Below are 20,286 nucleotides of genomic sequence, written 5' to 3'. Positions count from 1 at the left end.
CGCGAGCGCCCCAATCACGACCAACCACACAACACTCCACTACAAGGAGAGATGTCATGGCAGAAGCCGACCAGCCCACCACGGAAGACACGTCGACTCAACAGGCGACCGAAACGACCGACGGTTTCCATCTCGTCATCGACGCGCTGAAACTGAACGACATCAACACCATTTTCGGACTGGTCGGCATCCCCATCACTGACCTGGCGCGACTCGCACAAGCCGAAGGAATGCGCTTCATCGGCTTTCGTCATGAACAGCACGCGGGCAATGCTGCGGCCATTTCCGGCTACATCACGCAGAAGCCTGGCATCTGCCTGACAGTGTCGGCACCGGGCTTTTTGAACGGCCTGACCGCGCTCGCCAATGCGACCACCAATTGTTTCCCGATGATCCTGATCAGCGGCTCGAGCGAACGCGAAATCGTCGATCTGCAGCAGGGCGATTACGAAGAAATGGATCAGTTGACCGCGGCCAAGCCTTACGCGAAGGCCGCGTATCGCGTGCTCCATGCGCAAGACATCGGCATCGGTGTGGCGCGTGCGATTCGCGCGGCTGTGTCGGGCCGGCCGGGTGGCGTGTATCTGGATTTACCGGCCAAACTGCTCGCGCAGACGATGGATGCCGTGAAAGCGCAGCAGTCGCTGGTGCGAGTGGTCGACGCCGCCCCGCGTCAGTTGCCGGCGCCGGAATCCGTCAAGCGTGCAATCGACGTGCTGAAGAGCGCCAAGCGTCCGCTGATCCTGCTCGGCAAGGGCGCGGCGTATGCTCAGGCTGATGCGGAGATCCGTGGCTTCGTCGAGCAAAGCGGCATTCCGTATCTGCCGATGTCGATGGCCAAAGGTCTGTTGCCGGATACACACGATCAATCGGCGTCGGCGGCACGCTCGTTCGTGCTTCAGGAAGCCGACGTGGTCGTGCTGATCGGTGCGCGTCTGAACTGGCTGCTCTCGCACGGCAAAGGCAAAACGTGGGGCGCGGAGCCGAAGAAGTTTATCCAGGTCGATATCTCGCCGACCGAAATCGACAGCAACGTCGCGATTGCCGCGCCGGTGATCGGTGATATCGGTTCTTGCGTGGCGGCACTTCGCGCCGGCATCGATGTGAGCTTCCCCAGGCCGTCCGCTGAGTGGATCGGCGCGATTGCCGAGCGCAAGAACAAGAATCTCGCCAAGATGGCCGCGACGCTGGACAAGAATCCGTCGCCGATGAACTTTCACAGCGCGTTACGCGCAATCCGCGATGTGTTGAAGACGCGCCCGGACATCAACGTCGTCAACGAAGGTGCAAATACGCTCGACTACGCCCGCAGCATCATCGACATGTATGAGCCGCGCAAACGCTTCGACTCGGGCACGTGGGGAATCATGGGCATCGGGATGGGCTTTTCGATCGGCGCGGCCGTCACGACGGATAAGCCGGTTGTCGCAATCGAAGGTGACAGCGCGTTCGGATTCAGCGGAATGGAACTCGAAACCATCTGCCGTTACGACTTGCCTGTCTGCACGATCGTATTCAACAACAACGGCGTGTATCGCGGCACCGACGTGAACCCGACAGGCGGAAAGGACGTCGCGCCGACCGTGTTCGTGAAGGGTGCACGTTACGACAAGATGATCGAGGCGTTCGGCGGCGTCGGTTATCACGTGAGTACGCCGGAAGAACTGACGAAGGCGCTGCTCGAAGCGATCGCATCCGGCAAACCGAGCCTGATCAATGCCGTCATCGATGAGGCAGCCGGCACCGAGAGCGGTCGCCTGACCAACCTGAACCCGCAAAGCGCGGCAATGAAAAAGTAATCGGACGAACCAAGGAGCTATCAGAATGACCAAACCTCTCGAAGGCATCAAGATCATCGACTTCACCCACGTTCAAGCCGGTCCTGCGTGCACACAGTTGCTCGCCTGGTTCGGCGCCGATGTGATCAAGGTTGAAAGGCCGGGCTCGGGCGATGTCACGCGTAATCAGCTGCGTGACATCCCCGATGCCGACGCACTCTACTTCACGATGCTCAACAGCAATAAGAAATCGCTCACGTTGGACACGAAAAAGCCCGAGGGCAAGGAAGTACTCGAAAAGCTGATCCGTGAATCTGACGTTCTGGTCGAAAATTTCGGCCCGGGCGCGTTGGACCGCATGGGCTTTTCGTGGGAACGCCTGAACGAACTCAATCCGAAGATGATCGTCGCTTCGGTGAAGGGTTTCAGCGACGGCCATCACTACGATGACCTGAAGGTCTATGAAAACGTCGCGCAATGCGCGGGCGGCGCGGCGTCCACCACCGGCTTCTGGGACGGTCCGCCTACCATTAGCGCCGCCGCGCTCGGCGACAGCAACACCGGCATGCATCTGGCAATCGGCATTCTGACCGCGCTGCTGGGACGCGACAAAACCGGCAAGGGCCAGAAGGTCGCCGTGTCGATGCAGGACAGCGTGCTGAACCTGTGCCGCGTGAAGCTGCGCGACCAGCAGCGACTGGAGCGTGTGGGCTATCTCGAGGAATATCCGCAGTATCCGCACGGTGAATTCAGCGATGTCGTGCCACGCGGCGGCAATGCGGGCGGCGGCGGTCAGCCGGGCTGGGTGCTCAAGTGCAAGGGCTGGGAAACGGATCCGAACGCATATATTTACTTCACGATCCAGGGCCATGCGTGGGAGCCGATCTGCAAGGCACTTGGCAAACCCGAGTGGATCGATGACCCGGCTTACAAGACCGCTGAAGCACGTCAACCACACATCTTCGAGATCTTCGGAACCATCGAAGCCTGGCTCGCCGACAAGACCAAATTCGAAGCGGTCGACATTCTGCGCAAGTTCGACATTCCGTGTGCGCCAGTGCTGACGATGAAAGAACTCGCCAACGATCCGTCGTTGCGCGCGAGCGGCACGATCGTCGAAGTGCCGCACAAGAAGCGTGGCTCGTATCTCACCGTGGGCAGCCCGATCAAATTCTCGGATATGAAGCCGGAAGTCACCGCGTCGCCGCTGCTCGGGGAACACACGGACGAGGTGCTGACAAGCCTTGGCTACAGCAAGCAGGACATCTTCAACCTGCGCGAAGTCAAAGCGATTTAACGGCGACACCCAAGCCCGCTGGTATGCTCGGGCCTGCGAGTACGGCGCCGTGGGCGGCGCCGTACTCAATTCGAACATTTGTGTTTCTATATCGGGGGCAACGCCATGCAAAGCGCTATCGACTTTCAGCAACTTGCCAACGTAATAGGCGACGCGATCATCATTTCCGATTTACGCGGCAGCATTACTTTCTGGAACCCCGCGGCCGAACACATGTTCGGCTTTACACAAAGCGAGGCACTCGGAAAATCGCTGGATCTGATCATTCCCGAACGTTTGCGCGGTCGCCATTGGGACGGTTATCACAAAACGATGGCCACGGGCGAAACCCGATATGGCAACGATGTGCTCCGTGTTCCCGCTGTGCGCAAGGATGGACAGTCTCTGTCGATCGCCTTTACGGTCGCTCTGCTGCATTCGGCGCAAAACGAACTTACCGGCATCGTTGCAGTGATCCGCGATGAAACCAAGCGCTTCCAGGAGGATCGTTTGCTACGCAAACGTCTCGCGGAACTTGAAGCGTCCGCGGGCGCGTGAGCTGCGGATTGGCGGAGAAGTGTCCGCCTTGCGCCCGAGGATTAAGCACGGACGCGGCTAATGACAACTGGCGCACACGTGTAGAAACGCCAATCGTTACGAGAAAAGTAACTCATGCCGAGGCCGGGTGAACGCACCGTATTCCATGCGTTGCGAAGACCCTTGTTCCAAATCGCGATGTCGGTCAGATAGCTCATCGACGGTTCTTGCGTGCAGACCGGATCACAATTGGGCAACCGGATTGCCATTCGGTCGTTGAAGCCGCGCACACCTCGAAGGGTGCCGACGTAGTGGTCGAACGAGCGGTTCTCCCGAGTGCAAATGACGATGTGCCGGACATCTTCGATAGTGCCTGTCGTGGTGGCTGCCGGGGTCGTCAGCACATCGCGCATCAGTGCGGGTATCAGCGGGGCGGCTACCGAGGCTCCGACCGACCCTGCCGCCATGCATAGGAATTCGCGACGCGGCGTGGCAGGGCCGCGCCCCCCCTCCTCGTGGAGATTTGCGTTGCTATTGCGCGCATTCCAATTGTCTTTATTTGTCATCGCCAAAAGCACTCCCGGTGCGCAACGAATAACAAATTGAGTCGCCGATGCTGGCTGAAACCTGGCGGCCGCGCGTTGGGACAGGACGCTGGTACGTCCCGTGTGGCTCTATGAGGAATTGCCAGATCACTCTGTTCGCTACCATGGCGACCAGCCCAACGCGCGGCGAATCCCGCTGGACATCCGGAATCGTCCAGCCGATCACAAACTGCATCGCGATCAACAGGACTGTCAGCGAGTGGAACGTCCGCGCCGCCGCATGATATTTCAGGACACCTGATTCCGCATTCTTCCCCTTTGCCTCGAATTACATCGAGTGGGGGCCGCGCGGGCTGCGGCGCTCAAACGGACGGTCGAGCAAGTGCACCGCACTTGCGTCTTGATGCCAGCGACATCACCTTAAGGAAACCTGATGTCACTTAGCGCCAGTTCGATGTACAGCTCAGTGATGCAGAACCAGCGAGTCGAAGCCGAGAAATTGTGGCCCCAACCGATAGGAGAAGCTGTCCGCCTCGGCAATCCTTTTCGTAGGCAGGTTTTTTGCTGACACCGAATAGCCACAGCCTAAAAACAGGATCACGAACATGCGTTCGATCAATCGTCTGGTCGTTTCAATGGTTTTGCCGCTGGCCGCCTGCGCGATCGGACCGTCAGCCTCGAGCGATACCGGCTTCGGCGCCGCACCCGCCGTGCCGGCCCCAGAATCGACAATGATCACGATGGTCAATATCGCGCCCGTTCAGGCGCGCTCTGCCGGGTTCATGCCCACCGCTCCCGATGGGTTTGGCGTCACCGAGTTCGCCAGCGGCCTGGCACATCCTCGCTGGCTCTATACCTTGCCTAACGGTGACGTACTGGTGGCGGAAAGCGATGCGCCCAAAGAGCATGACGAGGGAAGCGGCATTCTCGGCTGGGTCAGACATCAGGTCATGAAGCGCGCTGGCGCCGGCGTGAAGAGTCCCGATCAAATCATGTTGTTACGTGACACCAATGGAACCGGGGTCGCCCAGATGCAGGTGGTGTTTCTCCGCGGGCTGCATTCGCCGTTCGGAATGGCGCTCATCGGCAATGAACTCTACGTTGCGGATACGGATGCTTTGCTTCGTTTTGACTACACTCCGGGCGCTGCGGAGATCACCAGCCCTGGAGTCAAGGTTGCAGACTTGCCAGCCGGCCCGATCAACCACCACTGGACAAAGAATATCCTTGCGGATCGTTCGGGCAAACATCTCTACATCACTGTGGGATCGAATAGCAACGCGGCTGAAAATGGCGTCGACGCCGAGGAAAACCGTGCACGGATTATCGAATACGACGTGGACACCGGTCGCTTGCGACCCTATGCGACAGGATTGCGCAATCCTAACGGCCTTTCGTGGCAGCCGGACAGCGGCGCGTTGTGGACGACAGTCAACGAGCGGGACGATCTCGGCAACAACCTCGTACCCGATTACATGACGGCGGTGAAAGATGGCGCGTTCTATGGCTTTCCCTATAGCTATTACGGCCAGCACGTCGACACGCGAGTCAAACCGCAACGCCCCGACCTTGTTGCAAGGGCCATCGCACCGGACTATGCGCTCGGCAATCACACGGCTTCACTGGGTCTTGTCTTTTACGACCGGACGCTGTTCCCTGCGCACTATCGGGGCGGGGCATTCGTTGGCCAACATGGATCGTGGAACCGCAAGCCGCGAAGCGGCTACAAGGTGGTATTCGTGCCATTCGTCGATGGAAAACCTGCTGGCGCACCGGAGGATTTTTTGAGCGGCTTTCTGACAACGGATGGCCACGCCGTGGGGCGGCCGGTCGGCGTCGCGCTGGATGCGCACGGCGCGCTGCTGGTGGCGGACGATGTTGGGAATGCTGTCTGGCGAGTTGCCCCGCGCGACGACACCAACGCCGCCCATGCGGCCGGCTGTTCGAACGAGCGCGGCCACACCGCAGCGCAAATTCACGCCAGTGTGTGCTATTTTTCGGAGCCCATCCCGGCATATTAGCGGTACGACCATTTCCATGCGCCACACGGATACAGAAACTCCCCTTGCCGTAGCGGCACATAGCTCACCGTGGACGCTCTTCTGCATTTTTCTGAGGCTAGGCCTGACTTCGTTCGGCGGCCCGGCAGCCCATCTCGGCTACTTTCGCGACGAATTCGTCGGGCGCCGCCAGTGGCTCGATGAACACACGTTCAGCGACTTGGTCGCGCTGTGCCAGTTTCTGCCCGGGCCCGGCAGCAGTCAGGTCGGCATCGCCATCGGGCGTCTGCGTGGCGGCATGGCGGGTGCGGTAGCGGCCTGGCTCGGCTTTACGCTGCCGTCGGTGTTATTGCTCGTGGCATTTGCCTACGGCTTCACGCGTCTGTCGGACGCGACCTCGCTTCTGCTCTTGCGAGGGTTGAAGATCGCGGCGGTCGCCGTGGTCGTGCAGGCAGTCTGGTCGATGGGCCGCATGCTCTGTCCCGACCGCGCACGCGCGACTATCGCTGCAGTTTCCGCAGTCACAGTCATCGTGCTCGGCGCGGCCTATGGGCAGGTGGCGTCGATCGTGGCAGCGGGAATCGCCGGCGCCGCCTTTCTGAAGTCATCGACCGAGGTGCCGAGCGCGCCGCTCGGCATGCCGGGGACGAAAACCGGCGCACTCGCCTGCTTCGCGGCTTTCGCGCTGCTACTGTTTGGATTGCCCGCGGTCGCAGCCTATCTGCACAGTTATCCACTCGATCTGTTTGCGGCGTTCTACCGGGTCGGATCGCTGGTGTTCGGCGGCGGCCACGTCGTGTTGCCGCTGCTTGAAGCGGTCGTTGTGCCGCGCGGGTGGGTTTCCTCGAACGCGTTCATGGCAGGCTACGGCGCGGCGCAGGCGGTTCCGGGTCCGCTTTTTTCGTTCGCGGCATTTCTCGGCGCCACCAGCACGGGTCATCCGTCGGGCGTGGTGGGCGCTTTGATCGCCACCGTCGCGATCTTCCTGCCATCGTTTCTGCTGGTCGGCGCGGCACTCCCCCTGTGGGGCGAGTTACGCGCCTTCGCGGCGATGCGACGCGCAATGGCCGGCATCAACGCCGCCGTGGTCGGCATCCTGCTCGCCGCGCTCTATGACCCCGTATGGACCAGCGCGATGCATACCGGGCGCGACTTCGCGCTGCTCGTCGTGGCGCTGGTGCTGCTCGGGTGGTGGCGCGTGCCGTCGTGGGCGGTCGTCCTTTTGACGGCCGCGCTCGCGTGGTGGTTTGTTTGAAAACGGCCCTGGAATCCAACTCGAAACGCTCAGCAGGATCCTCTCCCGATTTCAGCGTGACGGACTGGTCGATAGGCGGGGCAAGGACATCAGGATCCTCGATCACGACGGCCTTGTGCGAGTTTGAGTCGGGGTTCGGGTCCGGGGTTGAAACGCCATCCGGTTCACCGCCGGCAGCACCGCGATCGAATGCCGTCCCGGTCCTGAAGCGCGCCAGCCGCTAGCGAACGGCAAGGACTGCCGCACCCGTCAACCTGCCATCGCGCAGGTCGCCGAGCGCCCGATTGGCATCCGCCAGCGGATAAGTCGTCGTTTCGATCGCGAGATGCGTTTCGGCCGCAAGGCCCATGAAGGCGAGCCCATCATCGCGCGTCAGATTCGCGACCGACACCACGCGCCGCTCGCCCCACAAAACTGAATACGCGAACGACGGAATATCGCTCATGTGAATCCCGCCGCACACCACCACACCACCTTTCGCGACCGCCTGCAATGCTTGCGGAATGAGCGCGCCGATGGGCGCAAAAAGCAAAGCCGCATCCAGCTCGTCAGGCGGCGCCTGTTCGCTGCTACCCGCCCACGCCGCGCCCAGCCGCAGCGCGAGTTGCTGGGCTGCGCGATCACCCGGCCGTGTGAACGCGTACACCGTGCGCTGCTGATGACGCGCGACCTGCGCAACGATATGGGCCGCCGCGCCGAACCCGTAGATACCGATTCGCTGTGCGTCGCCCGCCATGCTCAACGTGCGATAGCCGATGAGCCCCGCGCATAGCAGCGGTGCTGCTTCGATGTCCGTGTATTCAGCGGGTAGGTGAAAGCAGTACCGGCTGTCGGCGACCGTCCGCTCGGCGTAGCCGCCGTCGATCGTATAGCCCGTGAAGCCGGGGTCGTCGCAGAGATTTTCCCGCGCCGACAGACAGTAGCGGCAATGCCCGCACGTGCGGCCCACCCACGGCACCCCCACCCGGTCGCCGACGGCGAACCCCGCCACCCCCGCGCCGAGGCCGGCTACCGTGCCGACAATTTCGTGGCCCGGGATCACGGGCCGTTTGGGATGCTTGAGCTCATGATCGACCAGATGCAGATCGGTGCGGCACACGCCGCACGCGCGAATATCGATCAGAAGCTGCCCGGCACCGGGCGTGGGATCTGGCACCTCCTGCTCACGCAGCAACGACGCGCTGCCGTCGAACACCATCGCACGCATGGGATTCTCCTCCAACCTGCACGGCCGGCCCGCACCTCGCTTCGCGCCGACGCAGCGCATCGAAAGCGTCGCTGCACCAAGCCGCCCGGCGAAAACTCACTCACTAAAGCGGAAGTAACCGCTGTGCATGAGCACCGGTTTGGCACCCACCTCGTTAAGCAGTTGCCTGGCTGCGTGTTCGATTGGATGCCGGTTCGAGTTAAATGCAGCAATCAGGTCGTCTTCGCGCAGCGAAGCAGCGCCGAAATGGTCTTCGAGCGCCTCCGCAGTGATCGCGCACTGCACGCGCGCGCCGTCTACTTCGGCCGGAAACACGACGACGAGGTCGCGCGCGCAATATTCTGGAAGTTCCTCTGGAAAATGAATCTTCATGACCACCCCCTGATTCCTTGCGCAGGATGCGGGCTGGAGCGGCGTGTCTGCGCACCTACGGGTTGTGGACCGCCTTCGAGGCGGTCCGCTCTGCGCGACGCCCGCCTGTCACCAGCATAGGAGTTGTGCGCGGCACGTCAAATTCAGATCTGGCGTGCTGGTTGAGCGTGGTCAGCGGTGTTCAGGTGTGCGCTCCCACCCTCGAGTCTGAACTCATTAGCCCGCGCGATCCCATTATCAGGGAAGCGCATCTGGCGCATTGTCGCTAGCTTCAGGCAAAGTAGCGGACGATTGTCGCTTTCCGCCGCTTCGGCAAAGTTGCCATTACAATCCAGCACTTCAATCCGACGACCGTAATTTGCGCCATGAAATACCTACTTGCATCGACACTCGCGGCGCTCATCGCAGCGGCAGGCACGACCGCGAAAGCCGAAACATCCGCAGGCAGTGATGCATCCAGACAGCAGTGCGCCATTGGGTATGTCACCGGCGTCGGTGGATCGGCACAGAGCGTTCGCGAATATCTTGCGGCCCCCGACAGGGACAAATATCGCTACCTTGCGGACAACCCGATCCGATGCCAGATCTCCGACGACGGGCGCGCGTCTGGCTGTACCGGCATCACAAGCCTTCGGAATGAAAAAGTCAGCGTGTACGACGACATCGATAGCACGACGATGGCCGTGGTGGCCCGCGTGGAACTCGACCAGGGGACCTATCCGGTGATTATCGTTGTGCCGAAGCAGGACGTGAAATGCGACGAGTGAAAGCTGTCACGGCACCAGGCGACGACTATTTGTAAGCGTGTCGCCAGTCCGTGTAGCAATAGACGTTGAGTTTGGCTACTTTCGTGCCCACCAAATAAATGGTGGACACCATCATGGATACGGCAACGCAAGCCAGGCGAATCAAACGCCCCAACTTCTCGGTGGAATTCAAGCGGCAGATCGTGGAAGCGACGCTCGCTCCAGAGGGGTCTGCCGCGCTCATCGCGCGTGAGCATGGCATCAATGCCAATCTGCTGTTCAAATGGCGCCGCCACTACCTGGCAGGCGACTACGGTCTGCCGGATGTTGCGGCCACTGCCTTCGCTGCGCATGAGGCTGCCGCCCTTAACTGGATGCCTGTGACGCTGGCGCCTCAGGCGGCGAATGCGCCGGGTTCCCTGCCATCCAGTTCGGATCGTGTGTACGAGATCGAGTGTGGTCCGGTGCGCTTGCGCCTGAGTGGTGATATTTCCACGGCAACCCTGATTGAGATAGTGCGAGGGCTGTCACGGTGAATGTACTCATGCTTCCGTCGGCGGTGGGCTTGCCAGGCGGCTCCCGCGTCTGGCTGGCCGCAGGCGTAACCGACATGCGTGCGGGTTTCAACAGTCTTGCCGCGAAGGTGCAGACCGTACTCGAACGCGACCCGTTCAGTGGTCACGTGTTCGTCTTCCGGGGGAAACGCGGCGATCTGCTCAAGGTGCTTTGGTGGAGCGGCGATGGGTTATGCCTGCTCATGAAGCGCCTTGAGAAGGGCCGCTTCGTCTGGCCTCAGGCCACAAGTGGCACGGTATGCCTGAGCCCCGCCCAGTTGTCGATGCTGCTCGAGGGCATCGACTGGCGCCAACCGACACGCACCGCGCGGCCCACTTCCGCGTTGTAAACGTCGGCGCCGACGCGTAAACTGTCGGCATGACTTCTGCGAGCACCCTTCCAGACGACATCGAGGCCCTGAAGGCCATGCCGCGCGAACGCGACGCGCAGCTCGAACGTATGCAGAACGTGGTCGATTCGCAGAAGGCTGCAATCGCGACAGGCAAGGCCGAAATCGAGCACTTGAAGCTGCTCATTGCGAAGCTGCGCCGCATGCAGTTCGGACGCAAATCGGAGAAGCTGGACCATCAGATCGAGCAACTCGAACTGCGTCTGGAAGAGCTCGAAGCAGACGAAGGTGCCACGCCAGTCGAAATCCCCAAGACGCCGCGCACCGCGCCGGAACAGGTGCAGCGTAAGCCGTTGCCGGAGCATCTGCCCAGAGAGATCCAGACACATCTGCCTGAGTCATACCAGACCTGTACCGAATGCGGTGCCCAGATGAAGCAACTGGGCGAGGACGTCTCCGAACAACTCGAATACGTACCGGCGAGCTTCCGCGTGATCCGCCATGTGCGCCCCAGGTTTGCCTGTTCGTGCTGCGAGCATATTGCGCAGGCCGCTGCCCCGAGTCGCCCCATCGAACGCGGTATGGCTGGCCCCGGCCTTCTGGCTCACGTACCGGTCTCGAAGTTCGCGGATCACTTGCCGCTCTACCGGCAATCGGTCATGTATGCGCGCGAAGGCGTGGAGCTTGATCGCTCGCTGCTTGCGAAGTGGGTCGGCCACAGTGCTGCGCTACTGCAACCACTGGTCAACGCGTTGCGCTTGCACGTTATGGCAGCAACCAAACTGCACGCTGACGATACCCCCGTGCCAGTGCTCGCGCCTGGTGCCGGCAAGACAACGACCGGCCGTCTGTGGGTGTATGTGCGTGACGATCGGGCATCGGGCGACATGACGCCGCCGGCCGTGTGGTTCATCTATACGCCGGATCGCAAGGGCATCCATCCGCAGGAGCATCTTGAATCGTTTAGCGGCACGTTGCAGGCCGATGCGTACGGCGGCTACCAGGCCATCTACGAAACAGGACGTGTCGCCGAAGCGGCATGCTGGGCCCACGCGCGAAGACAGTTCTATGAACTCCACGCGGCGCGTCCAAATGCGCTGAATACCGAAGCGCTCTCACGCATTGGAGCTCTGTACAAGGTCGAAGAGAACATCCGTGGCAAACCACCCGACGAACGCCGCGCGTACCGGCAACAACACGCGCGGCAACTGCTCGATCAACTCCATGCGTGGCTCACCACCGCATTGGAGACGCTCTCGCGCAAGTCCGATACAAGTCGCGCGATACTCTATGCCTTGAACCGATGGGATGCGCTCACACGCTATTGCGAGGACGGCTGCCTTGAGATCGACAACCAGCCGGTCGAACGCGCATTGCGCGGCGTGGCGATAGGCCGTCGGAACTATCTGTTTGCGGGGGCGGACTCGGGCGGCGAACGTGCCGCAGCGATCTACAGCCTGATCGGCACCGCGAAGCTCAACAACGTGGAACCCGAGGCATATCTGCGCTTCGTACTCGCTCGCGTCGCCGATCATCCAATCAATCGTATCGGCGACCTCGCGCCGTGGGCCGTGGCTGCTCAGCTTCCCGCGCGTACTTAACTCAAATCCGCGTCAAGACGGTATCAGCAACACGCTTACGGAACAGCTTTGGCAGGCCCGTTTCAGTCAAGATTGTATAGTTGCGTCCGCAACTAGATTGCGGGCATACCCTTCCGAACAAAGCCAGACCGACGGTGGTCCTACCGATGTTACCCGGGTTGCGGAATCCTTGAGGGAAGTACACCAGCACCGGCACACGCGATGCATAGCCCCACTGCACCCGCACCGATGAAGGTCCAAGGGGTGCCGAAGTGCTGGGCGATCCACGACCCAACTATCGGGCCGCCGACCAGTGCACAAAGTTGCAGGCTACGTCCCGTCGATGAAAGGACGCCGAGCATTTCTCGTGGCGATTCCGTTTGCAGCGAGATTGAATAGGCCATAACCCCACCGGCATAGCAGAATCCATTTATTAGCCACAACACACAAAGGACAGGCAAACTGAGTCGCTCATACGCGATCCCTAGAACTCCTGCCGCTATGACTGTTACGCTGAATCCACACAGGGACGCCAGCATAACGCGGAACTCACTCGTACGGACTAGAACCCGTTTCAGGACAAGTGCACATGAGATTGCGCCAGCGGCGGTGCAGCTGACAATCGTTCCAAAAGCACTGGCCGGGAGGCCGTGCTCCCGAAGCAATAGAACAAGTATTGAGTCATACAATCCAAGCGTAAGCGAAAGAGCAAGCATAAGAGTCAGGGCGACAGCGAAACGCGGTTTGCTCAAGATAGTTTGCCAAAGCACTGAAAAATTCGGAAGCCGATTTTTGGCCTGATGATCCGCAGACTTCCATCCAATGACCGCGCCAATTCGAACAGCACAACCCGCCGAAGCAAAAGCTAGCACCGCCGTGAAGAAAAATCCCCCTCTAGAATGAGAGACAACTGCCAAGGCTGCGCCGAGAAGTGGCGAAGCAATTTTTGTACATTGATCGATTAATGAGGTTAGTGTCGTTGTCGATACAATCTGTTCGTCTGTTAGCAACCGTCGGACGAGAATCTGCTCGGCGGGCACGCTACCCAGGTTGCTGATGCCCTTTAGAAGCACCATAGCAATAAAGAAGCCCTCGTTGGGCGCAATGGCAAGCAGAAGCGAGGAAATAAACCTTCCGGTCGAGCTCGCGAGCATGACGAGCGCTGGGGAATTTCGATCGGCCAAAACACCGATGAACGGACCAAGCAGGAGGCCTGGTAAGCCATAGAGTGCGGCTGCAATCCCAAGGGTTCGAGGCGCGGCGTTATAGCTAAAGGAGAGTAGCGAAAAGATCAGCGTGAAGTCGACCCAAATTGCTATGGAGTTGAAGAGGCGAGAAGCAAAGAATGAGGCATAGCCTCGAACCTTAAATAATGATTGGATTGTTCGCATTTTATGCTGATCCCACATGCTGATTCGCTAAATACAGTTTGTCGTTAACGACAAAACCATCTAGCCCGCCCTCCTTGGCATACTTTGCCAAGTCACTTGTCTTGTTAATGAATCCAGCACCATTAAAGTTAAGTGATGTGTTGCAAAGGACTCCATATCCAGATGCGAGCTCAAAAGCCTTCAATAGTGAATAGATTTTTAGATTCTGTGACGAATTCACCGTCTGTGGACGGGCGGATCCATCTACGTGAGTGATCGCCTGAAGCCGCGAATTCTTGACCCGCGAAAAATACAGCATGTGTGGGCTTGGTCGGTCCAATTTAAAAAAGCGAGCAGCGCTTTCCTCCAGACAGATGGGGGCGATTGGCCTGAAGTTCTCCCGGCGTTTGATGATATTCAATCGGTCAAGTGTGTGCTTCGAAAACGGCGCGGCCAAAATGGACCGATTGCCAAGAGCTCGTGGACCTATCTCTGCCCGGTCTTGCGCCCACCCAAGGATTGCACCTTGATACAGCAGCTCTGCGATCTCGGAGAACACCATTTGCTTAGGAGCGAATCCTTCGACAACGTCCACGTCGTCGTCGAACATTTGGCCGGAATATACGCTCCACAGAATCTTCGCGTCACCGGACAAGTGATGCTGGGCATCGATGGCCGTGCCTATGGCCGATCCAACGTCATTTGGACAGGGGGGCACGAAAACATCGCTGAACAGTCCACTGTTTAGCCAGTTGCTGTTCCAGTCGCAGTTCAGACCACAGCCACCACTAATTAGAAGAGGAGCATTGTCCAGTACGAACGGCCGTATCCGTTCGAGAAATGTGTCGAAGATCGCGTCCGACAGATGCTTCGCGACCTGTTTGAACTCTGGGCTTTCAACCGCTATGTTGAAGTATGGTGAGGACTCAAAGAGCGATTTATCCAGACAATCGAGGGCGGATGCCGGGTTTAGGATTGCCTGTAAAAAGTCGTCCTCGATACCTGTCTTTGCGCGGCGCTGTCCGAAGGCGGCCAGCGCCATCAGTTTTCCTGCGTCCCCGAGTCTGACCTGGCCACTACGCAGCATGAATGTCGGATCTGCCACGCCGTAGGCGAACGCGTAGCGGATACCGGGATCGGACATTACGTCGCACACTTCGTAATCTGGACATTGCTGTCAATTCGATAGAACGCGCCAATGTGTCCTTCCCACACGAGCGCATAACACGGCTGACCTTGCGGGAATGGCGACAGTCCATACGCACACATCACATGAGACCGCTCATGTGATGAAGTGACGAGCTTGGCACGTCGTCCAAAGAAGTTGATTTCTTTCTGCTGCGGAGGCTCTACGCCGAGGTATCCGGCACCGATTTTCGATCCACGCGGGTCGATTCAAGCAGCCCAGCCGCTCAGTGCAATCACGTCTGGGATCCCGTCAGTGGCCGAGAAGGAGTCGATTAGTAGTTCGGCACCAACTGGCGCGTACCGGGGCCGGGAATCTTTTTCAGCCTCATAGGAGTATCTCAGAACGCGGTTTTCAACGCAGGAAATGTGACCATCGTGGCCCGGCTTCAAGGCAAGGATGATCATTCGGCGCTTCCTCGCTGACGCTCACGTATACGATCAAGCGCGCGCAGTGCTTCGGGCGCGAATGGCGTACCATTTCCGATACCCGCACCGAGGAAAAAGAGTACCGATTCGCGCATTTCGTCGACAGCCAGCAACTTGTTGATTTCCCTATCGAGGAAGTATCCAGTTAGCCACGAGTCCATTCCGAGTCCTGTGGTCACTAACTGAAAGGTCTGTGCCAGGCATCCGACATCGAGCAGCGCGACCCTGTACGCTCTCGAGTGCGGGTATTTCCCCCACATCTTGTCGAAGCAAGATGTTACGAATACTCCAAAGGCTAGGTCCCTCGCAAACATTTTCGCACACAGGAGGCGGCCTATGGTCTCGCCGTTGACGTCGTGAGTAACCAACGTTAGTTGGTGCGAAAACGCTCGGTAATGGTAAATGCCTGCTGTGAGTCCCTCGACGTTCAGTGCCACTAGATAAGCCGCACTTGGCTGAAGCGATCCTCCGGATGGAGATGTACGTCGATACCCTACCGGTAATAGACCAGCTTCTTGCATGTCCTGACGGGTATCGCCGTGGACCGCACCGAAAGTCCAATAGAGGGAATTAGCCACCATCTGGAGCGCTACGGACTAGGGGTAAACGATCGCGAAGTCTTGCGGGTCATGAGTACATCCGCAAGTCTTGGATTGGCCTCGAAATCTTTGTCCGGAGCAGGGAGGGCGACAGGATCACCATCGCGGGCATATCTGGTCTCTGGCACCTTATCAACGATTGACGCACAATACGCGACATACCCCTCGTAGCTGTCGTCAATCGGCAGATCTGCGCCTTCGTCAAGGACGATCTGAGTGCCAAGATGGAATATGTGTGATAAGCAGTCCCAGCCCCACTTTTTGAAATCCCGGTCGTCTTCGTTGAAAATTCCACTGTTGACGATATCGGAATCGACGGCTGAACTCGATATCTCCGAGCCGTTCGAGATTTCTAGGATTCTCCGGATATGCTGATGTCCAATTTCGTATTGAGAGTGGGAGCTATAATCCCATAGAATCAGCTTTCCGTTGATTATCCTGACAAAGATAGTGGGATCCTGTTTCAATGCCATATCGCTCGCCCTCCCTTGAATACTGTTCATCGCGAGGCGGTCGACGGAAGCCAACCGCCTATCCTACTCGCCCTTTACTTCAGCGGTGCGCCGAGTGTGTTGTACGCATCGTTGGACTGAAACGACAGAGTCGGTTCGATCACAATTTTTTGCATTGCAGGCGTGGCAAGGCTGTTATATGCATCATTGGACTGAAATGACAGGGTCGGTTCGATGTTGATTTTCTGCATGATGAAATTCCTTATTCTCGGATTAAGTGAATAACGTCGTGCGCCCAGAAATCTCTCGCGGCGCGTTTTTAGGTTAGGTCTTACTTAATTTGAGATAAACAGGGAAAATACCTAAGTAGTATCCTGAGTTGGTTCGGGGAGCTTGTGCCAGGAGAGAGCGCCATTCTGGGGGCTGAGGCCTCTATGCGGCCTCCTTTAGCGCTGCTGGTTCTTCCGCTCTCATTCCCGGAAACCAGCGAGCGAAGGTTTCCCGCAGATCGGCGTTCAGGACCTGCACGCGGTTTTGCAGCAGCAGATGCGCGCCGCGCTGGGTCCAACGCATCTGCTGTTTTTTCGTTTTTCCACAAAGCGCTTGCTGACCACGTAGTTCTCGGTCGACTCGACAAACGCCGTGGAAATTGTCTCATCGTGCCGGTAGCGGTCGCCGTAGTTCGGAATGAACGTCTGGTTGGCCGCGATATAGGTGCGGAATTCCCGTACGACTATTTCCATGGGTAGTTTGGTCATGTCGAGTCGGGCGAATCCATCGCGGGATCTATTGTGGCTGGTGGCAATCGAGAAAGGTCACCACGCTATCACCGTCTTCCGGTTTGACTGTGTTGCTGATAAGGCGGGGAGGCAGTGGGACTCAATTGCACATCGCGAGCAGGCGTGACTCCAGTTTCGGCGCCAGGAGACAGCTATTAGCAATGCACCGCTTGATGATCGGATCCCGGTCAGTTATGGACGGTCGATTCCACGATTGCTCGCACCGCCTTAAATCCGGCGCCCCACCGAGAAACATCTACGGCATACCGCCATCCGGCGGCTATACCGTCACTCTTGCGTTCATGTGACGGGTCAGCAGGACACGCTCCTCACCGGACAACCCGAGCTACTCGGTTCTCAAGCCGATCCTGGCACCGAGAGAAGCAAGCGCCTTTTCGTTTATCTTCCGCGAGGCGTCTGCGACGAACTTTCCGGCGCTACGTCGAGGAATTCCCATGGTGCGGGCAAAATAGATACTCAAACGGGCCGGGTCGGCTGGCAATTTGCCATCCACAAGTCGTCGAAACGCTGCACGAAACCCACTTTTCTTTTCGGCAGGCAAATGCCAGATGTCAATATCCAGATCCTTCTTCTCGATGTTGTTGACCTTGAATGTTGTCCACATCCGCTTTATAAACGGATTTGCAGTGAAGTTTTTGTACCCGCGAGCCGCATATAAGATGCTGAGAAAATGAGCCTCCTCAAGAAAGCCTCTTATTTTTGGCTGTCCAAATTGCCACTGCCATAGGTCGTCTATCATGGAAGCAAGAATCTTGCATTCGGAGTGCGTAGCAGCAAACAGTTCGCCACCGCTATATTCAACACACTGATCGTCGCCCGGCTTGCTTGGTATGTTCTGCCAGTCATTAAGGGCCGCCCTCATCTGCTGCCGCGTAACACCATTGATGGCAGAATTTATTTCGTACGCGTTGTTGTCAAGCGTATAGGTAACGCATCCAAATTCATCGAGAGCGTCGCTCAGCCTTTCCACGCTTGAATTCCAAACGCAATCGCTGTCAAGAATGATGAACTTTTCCGTAGAGGCGTTTCCGGCAATGTGTTTAATAACGTCCAGAATGTAAAACTGATTTCCCCAAGATTTTGCCTCCCCTCGGGGGATCCTGTAGGTGATAGGGAGTCGAATGACTTCCACGCCAAGTCGGTCAAACAGAGCTTGCATGTCAAACCCATCGACACTTCTAATAGGGGTGTTTGTATAGAAGACATGCCTTGCGAGCGGATTATTTGCAACACTTGTGACGTAAAAACACGCAACGCAGCGCCAGTAGACGTCCTGAAAAGCGAGCGTCGAGGAGCGCTCTCCAACTTGCGGGAATGTGGTTTCGTCTTCTTTCTCGTCAGCGACGAACCATGTTCCGATCGAGATGTCCATTGTGTGCCCCAGTTAAAAATAGAAGTACCGCGACACGCTGCGCCGGTTGCGGGTAGCACTCAAGTCGCGAAATATGACCGTGATCGGATTAATTAGGCGGTCTGTTCACAATGGACCCTCCAGCGATAGTTTCATCCTCGGTGTACGTGTATCTGCCAAAAGATCGAAGAATTCGGACGTTTTGAGGCTCGAATTCGCGTTGCCACACTGGTCCTTCGGGGTCGGTGATGGGCCATTCCTCGGGCCGCTGCAAGGCGTCTGACCGGCGTCCCCTGGCCATAGAAGTTAGTAGAAACTCCACTGGCAGACGTCTCATGACGGCGTGGCAAAGACGTTCACAACGTGAGATCGAGGGTCTCTTGTGGGCTGAACGTACGAATTCGGCTTTTGTGAGACCAATCATTGAAGACCCCCGCCTGTGAGTGTCAAGGGAACGACCGTAGCCGCCTGACCAATGTGGATATCCGAATGACGGTAATCGCCGAGATCCTATAGCGCATCCGGCGGTTGCCTGCTCACTGTTCCGTCTGCTGTCGTTCATATTCCTTGTGTTTCATCTGCAGATATTCCTGCCGATCCAGCTCATGTAGTTGTCGCGGATACTGTTCAGTCGCGTCGAACCAGGTCGTCAGGCGTTGCTCCAGACGCTTGTCCGGCGAGTTGGATAGCGCGCCAAGATAGGCATCTATTGCTAGGTAGTAGCGCATCGTATTGCGTTCCACCAGACCGCGAACTCCGCCAATGTATTCAGTCTGTTCGGAGGACGCAGCACCGGCAGTGGTAAACCCGACCTTATCGCTGCCGATAGTCGCCAGATACGTTTTCATCGCGACCCTCCCCGCCATGCCATAACTATAGGAATAGGTCAGGTGCAGAAAGGTCCGGCCGCCACCGATGTCCACCGCTTCGAGCACGATACGGTAATCCTTTGTGCTCAGTGGGCCGCTGTCGGCATTGAGCACCACCTGGAAGTATTCTGGGTTCGTGGCTGACGCGTGGTAATGGAATTGCACGCGGTAGCTGTCCGAGAGTTTCTGTTCGACTTTTCTACCTATGTTTACGCTCACGATGCTGCCGCTGCTGCTGGTCGACGCGTGGCAATACTTGATGTTAAGGTGCAGTATCAGCAAATCGCACCAGTTGGCAGGGCCATCCACGGGGTCATTGAGCGCGCCGCTGACCGTTTCGAATGGGTAGTCGACAACGGCGTAAATGTCACCCTTGAGCGCGGTCGGCGTCTCTGCCGATTCAAGATACAGCGGGCGGTGGAACGGATTATGTTCAAGCTGTTGCGACAGGCTCTCGTATTTGCCGCGCAACCTCGCAGCATCGTCTGCCGCCAACGCGAGCAGGCCATGGCACAGGCAGCATACAGCCACGGTCGCTAACAACAGACTGAAATTGCCTCGTCCGGTGTTGCCGATGCTTTTGGCAAGTGCGGTCATCTACGTGCTCCCGCCTCAGGTTGCTGGTACTTGCCATACAGCATACCCTGTCGATCATCGCCTGCGCGGGGCCGGGCGCACGGAGATCGCCCACCACTTCTGCCGTACACGCCATTGCCCGAAGTGGCTCGACCGGCGGCCACCGCGCTGGTTCAATGTGTCGAGTGCGGTGATGCCCTTTGCGGACAATCTCCTCGGCCCGCTACTCCATGTAGCGAACGAAACCAGTATCGTCGCGTTCCTTGATGTGCGCCAGGATGTCTGGAGTCCGCAGTGGCGGTACGCAGGGTCTCAGCTGCGAAACATCGACCCGCTCGCCGTAGATCGCCGCCTCCTTGTATCAGAATCGCGCCGATCGCCGCTGAAGAGGCGAAGACCACGTGGCAGTGCTCGGAGGGCAGCAGATCCGCCTCACTGGCCCCTAGCCAGCGGCA

The 20,286-nt window shown here is 58.4% G+C and carries 22 protein-coding genes and 1 pseudogene; 10 read left to right on the top strand and 13 right to left on the bottom strand.

Features of this window, described 5'->3' with window-relative positions:
* The first annotated feature begins 56 nt into the window (after positions 1-56).
* The 3 genes from oxc to PQR02_RS02670 all read left to right on the top strand — a co-directional run bounded on the left by oxc (position 57) and on the right by PQR02_RS02670 (position 3,612).
* On the top strand, positions 57-1,799 hold the full coding sequence (gene oxc / locus PQR02_RS02680; RefSeq protein ID WP_408225034.1) for an oxalyl-CoA decarboxylase: 1,743 nt from the start codon (positions 57-59) through the stop codon (positions 1,797-1,799).
* Positions 1,800-1,824: 25 nt separating this feature from the next.
* Positions 1,825-3,075 (top strand): formyl-CoA transferase, encoded by a 1,251-nt coding sequence (gene frc, locus PQR02_RS02675; RefSeq protein WP_408225031.1) that lies wholly within the window; start codon positions 1,825-1,827, stop codon positions 3,073-3,075.
* Between the two features lie 105 nt (positions 3,076-3,180).
* Positions 3,181-3,612, top strand: coding sequence for a PAS domain-containing protein (locus PQR02_RS02670; protein WP_408225028.1), 432 nt, complete (start codon positions 3,181-3,183; stop codon positions 3,610-3,612).
* Positions 3,613-3,653: 41 nt separating this feature from the next.
* Here PQR02_RS02670 and PQR02_RS02665 read toward each other — a convergent pair whose 3' ends face one another.
* Together PQR02_RS02665 and PQR02_RS02660 are read right to left on the bottom strand one after the other, a co-directional pair.
* Complete coding sequence (locus PQR02_RS02665; protein WP_408225025.1) at positions 3,654-4,157, bottom strand: alkaline phosphatase family protein; 504 nt, start codon at positions 4,155-4,157, stop codon at positions 3,654-3,656.
* 442 nt (positions 4,158-4,599) lie between these two features.
* Positions 4,600-4,884 carry a hypothetical protein gene (locus PQR02_RS02660; protein WP_408225234.1) on the bottom strand — a complete coding sequence of 95 codons (285 nt, stop codon included), beginning with the start codon at positions 4,882-4,884 and terminating at the stop codon, positions 4,600-4,602.
* On the opposite strand from PQR02_RS02660, the gene PQR02_RS02655 reads away from it, so the two are divergent.
* From PQR02_RS02655 to PQR02_RS02645, 3 genes are read left to right on the top strand one after another with little or no spacing between them, the layout of a single operon-like run.
* Positions 4,772-6,157, top strand: coding sequence for a PQQ-dependent sugar dehydrogenase (locus PQR02_RS02655; RefSeq protein WP_408225219.1), 1,386 nt, complete (start codon positions 4,772-4,774; stop codon positions 6,155-6,157). The genes PQR02_RS02660 and PQR02_RS02655 overlap by 113 nt on opposite strands.
* A 16-nt stretch (positions 6,158-6,173) precedes the next feature.
* Positions 6,174-7,391, top strand: a complete 1,218-nt coding sequence (gene chrA / locus PQR02_RS02650) for a chromate efflux transporter (protein ID WP_408225022.1) — start codon at positions 6,174-6,176, stop codon at positions 7,389-7,391.
* On the top strand, positions 7,384-7,518 hold the full coding sequence (locus PQR02_RS02645) for a helix-turn-helix domain-containing protein (RefSeq protein ID WP_408225019.1): 135 nt from the start codon (positions 7,384-7,386) through the stop codon (positions 7,516-7,518). The genes chrA and PQR02_RS02645 overlap by 8 nt, the downstream gene beginning before the upstream one ends.
* Before the next feature lie 93 nt (positions 7,519-7,611).
* On the opposite strand, the gene PQR02_RS02640 is transcribed toward PQR02_RS02645, so the two are convergent.
* Positions 7,612-8,598, bottom strand: a complete 987-nt coding sequence (locus PQR02_RS02640) for a zinc-dependent alcohol dehydrogenase family protein (RefSeq protein ID WP_408225016.1) — start codon at positions 8,596-8,598, stop codon at positions 7,612-7,614.
* Between the two features lie 96 nt (positions 8,599-8,694).
* A complete protein-coding gene (locus tag PQR02_RS02635; protein WP_408225013.1) occupies positions 8,695-8,970 on the bottom strand; it encodes a DUF1488 family protein in 276 nt (91 codons plus the stop codon).
* A gap of 365 nt (positions 8,971-9,335) precedes the next feature.
* Between PQR02_RS02635 and PQR02_RS02630 the strand changes: the two genes are divergently transcribed.
* The 4 genes from PQR02_RS02630 (at position 9,336) to tnpC (ending at position 12,221) form a co-directional block, all read left to right on the top strand.
* Positions 9,336-9,737, top strand: coding sequence for a hypothetical protein (locus PQR02_RS02630; protein ID WP_408225010.1), 402 nt, complete (start codon positions 9,336-9,338; stop codon positions 9,735-9,737).
* Between the two features lie 113 nt (positions 9,738-9,850).
* A complete protein-coding gene (gene tnpA, locus PQR02_RS02625; protein ID WP_408225007.1) occupies positions 9,851-10,252 on the top strand; it encodes an IS66-like element accessory protein TnpA in 402 nt (133 codons plus the stop codon).
* A complete protein-coding gene (gene tnpB / locus PQR02_RS02620; RefSeq protein WP_408225004.1) occupies positions 10,249-10,620 on the top strand; it encodes an IS66 family insertion sequence element accessory protein TnpB in 372 nt (123 codons plus the stop codon). Before tnpA ends, tnpB begins: the two co-directional genes overlap by 4 nt.
* A gap of 29 nt (positions 10,621-10,649) precedes the next feature.
* Positions 10,650-12,221 carry an IS66 family transposase gene (gene tnpC / locus PQR02_RS02615; protein WP_408225001.1) on the top strand — a complete coding sequence of 524 codons (1,572 nt, stop codon included), beginning with the start codon at positions 10,650-10,652 and terminating at the stop codon, positions 12,219-12,221.
* Between the two features lie 149 nt (positions 12,222-12,370).
* On the opposite strand, the gene PQR02_RS02610 is transcribed toward tnpC, so the two are convergent.
* The 9 genes and pseudogenes from PQR02_RS02610 to PQR02_RS02570 all read right to left on the bottom strand — a co-directional run bounded on the left by PQR02_RS02610 (position 12,371) and on the right by PQR02_RS02570 (position 19,852).
* The gene (locus PQR02_RS02610; protein ID WP_408224998.1) at positions 12,371-13,609 is read right to left on the bottom strand and encodes an MFS transporter; all 1,239 of its coding nucleotides are present in this window, start codon (positions 13,607-13,609) and stop codon (positions 12,371-12,373) included.
* The gene (locus PQR02_RS02605) at positions 13,593-14,714 is read right to left on the bottom strand and encodes a carbamoyltransferase C-terminal domain-containing protein (protein WP_408224995.1); all 1,122 of its coding nucleotides are present in this window, start codon (positions 14,712-14,714) and stop codon (positions 13,593-13,595) included. Before PQR02_RS02605 ends, PQR02_RS02610 begins: the two co-directional genes overlap by 17 nt.
* A 251-nt stretch (positions 14,715-14,965) precedes the next feature.
* Entirely contained in the window at positions 14,966-15,163 is a 198-nt protein-coding gene (locus PQR02_RS02600; RefSeq protein WP_408224992.1) for a hypothetical protein, read from the bottom strand.
* Entirely contained in the window at positions 15,160-15,765 is a 606-nt protein-coding gene (locus PQR02_RS02595; protein WP_408224989.1) for a SagB/ThcOx family dehydrogenase, read from the bottom strand. Before PQR02_RS02595 ends, PQR02_RS02600 begins: the two co-directional genes overlap by 4 nt.
* A gap of 8 nt (positions 15,766-15,773) precedes the next feature.
* Positions 15,774-16,310 carry a hypothetical protein gene (locus tag PQR02_RS02590; RefSeq protein WP_408224986.1) on the bottom strand — a complete coding sequence of 179 codons (537 nt, stop codon included), beginning with the start codon at positions 16,308-16,310 and terminating at the stop codon, positions 15,774-15,776.
* Between the two features lie 20 nt (positions 16,311-16,330).
* A complete protein-coding gene (locus PQR02_RS02585) occupies positions 16,331-16,486 on the bottom strand; it encodes a hypothetical protein (protein ID WP_408224983.1) in 156 nt (51 codons plus the stop codon).
* 181 nt (positions 16,487-16,667) lie between these two features.
* Positions 16,668-16,987, bottom strand: a pseudogene (locus tag PQR02_RS02580) (ISKra4 family transposase); the annotation flags it as partial.
* A 373-nt stretch (positions 16,988-17,360) separates the two neighbouring features.
* The gene (locus PQR02_RS02575) at positions 17,361-18,407 is read right to left on the bottom strand and encodes a hypothetical protein (protein ID WP_408224980.1); all 1,047 of its coding nucleotides are present in this window, start codon (positions 18,405-18,407) and stop codon (positions 17,361-17,363) included.
* 515 nt (positions 18,408-18,922) lie between these two features.
* A complete protein-coding gene (locus tag PQR02_RS02570) occupies positions 18,923-19,852 on the bottom strand; it encodes a hypothetical protein (protein ID WP_408224977.1) in 930 nt (309 codons plus the stop codon).
* Between the last annotated feature and the right edge of the window lie 434 nt (positions 19,853-20,286).

The sequence above is a fragment of the Paraburkholderia sediminicola genome (assembly GCF_046026895.1).
In the GTDB taxonomy this organism is placed as follows: domain Bacteria; phylum Pseudomonadota; class Gammaproteobacteria; order Burkholderiales; family Burkholderiaceae; genus Paraburkholderia; species Paraburkholderia sediminicola_C.
Note: the sequence above shows the minus strand (reverse complement) of the source record. Positions and strands in the feature narration are given on the sequence as shown.

Excerpts from the sequence above, each read along its gene's own strand:
- PQR02_RS02575 (WP_408224980.1), bottom strand. The coding sequence starts at position 18,407 with ATGGACATCTCGATCGGAACATGGTTCGTCGCTGACGAGAAAGAAGAC.
- PQR02_RS02570 (WP_408224977.1), bottom strand. The coding sequence starts at position 19,852 with ATGACCGCACTTGCCAAAAGCATCGGCAACACCGGACGAGGCAATTTC.
- PQR02_RS02630 (WP_408225010.1), top strand. The coding sequence starts at position 9,336 with ATGAAATACCTACTTGCATCGACACTCGCGGCGCTCATCGCAGCGGCA.
- PQR02_RS02635 (WP_408225013.1), bottom strand. The coding sequence starts at position 8,970 with ATGAAGATTCATTTTCCAGAGGAACTTCCAGAATATTGCGCGCGCGAC.
- PQR02_RS02670 (WP_408225028.1), top strand. The coding sequence starts at position 3,181 with ATGCAAAGCGCTATCGACTTTCAGCAACTTGCCAACGTAATAGGCGAC.
- oxc (WP_408225034.1), top strand. The coding sequence starts at position 57 with ATGGCAGAAGCCGACCAGCCCACCACGGAAGACACGTCGACTCAACAG.
- PQR02_RS02605 (WP_408224995.1), bottom strand. The coding sequence starts at position 14,714 with ATGTCCGATCCCGGTATCCGCTACGCGTTCGCCTACGGCGTGGCAGAT.
- PQR02_RS02600 (WP_408224992.1), bottom strand. The coding sequence starts at position 15,163 with ATGATCATCCTTGCCTTGAAGCCGGGCCACGATGGTCACATTTCCTGC.
- PQR02_RS02655 (WP_408225219.1), top strand. The coding sequence starts at position 4,772 with ATGGTTTTGCCGCTGGCCGCCTGCGCGATCGGACCGTCAGCCTCGAGC.
- tnpA (WP_408225007.1), top strand. The coding sequence starts at position 9,851 with ATGGATACGGCAACGCAAGCCAGGCGAATCAAACGCCCCAACTTCTCG.
- tnpC (WP_408225001.1), top strand. The coding sequence starts at position 10,650 with ATGACTTCTGCGAGCACCCTTCCAGACGACATCGAGGCCCTGAAGGCC.
- frc (WP_408225031.1), top strand. The coding sequence starts at position 1,825 with ATGACCAAACCTCTCGAAGGCATCAAGATCATCGACTTCACCCACGTT.
- chrA (WP_408225022.1), top strand. The coding sequence starts at position 6,174 with ATGCGCCACACGGATACAGAAACTCCCCTTGCCGTAGCGGCACATAGC.
- PQR02_RS02610 (WP_408224998.1), bottom strand. The coding sequence starts at position 13,609 with ATGTGGGATCAGCATAAAATGCGAACAATCCAATCATTATTTAAGGTT.
- PQR02_RS02665 (WP_408225025.1), bottom strand. The coding sequence starts at position 4,157 with ATGACAAATAAAGACAATTGGAATGCGCGCAATAGCAACGCAAATCTC.
- PQR02_RS02640 (WP_408225016.1), bottom strand. The coding sequence starts at position 8,598 with ATGCGTGCGATGGTGTTCGACGGCAGCGCGTCGTTGCTGCGTGAGCAG.
- PQR02_RS02595 (WP_408224989.1), bottom strand. The coding sequence starts at position 15,765 with ATGGTGGCTAATTCCCTCTATTGGACTTTCGGTGCGGTCCACGGCGAT.
- PQR02_RS02585 (WP_408224983.1), bottom strand. The coding sequence starts at position 16,486 with ATGCAGAAAATCAACATCGAACCGACCCTGTCATTTCAGTCCAATGAT.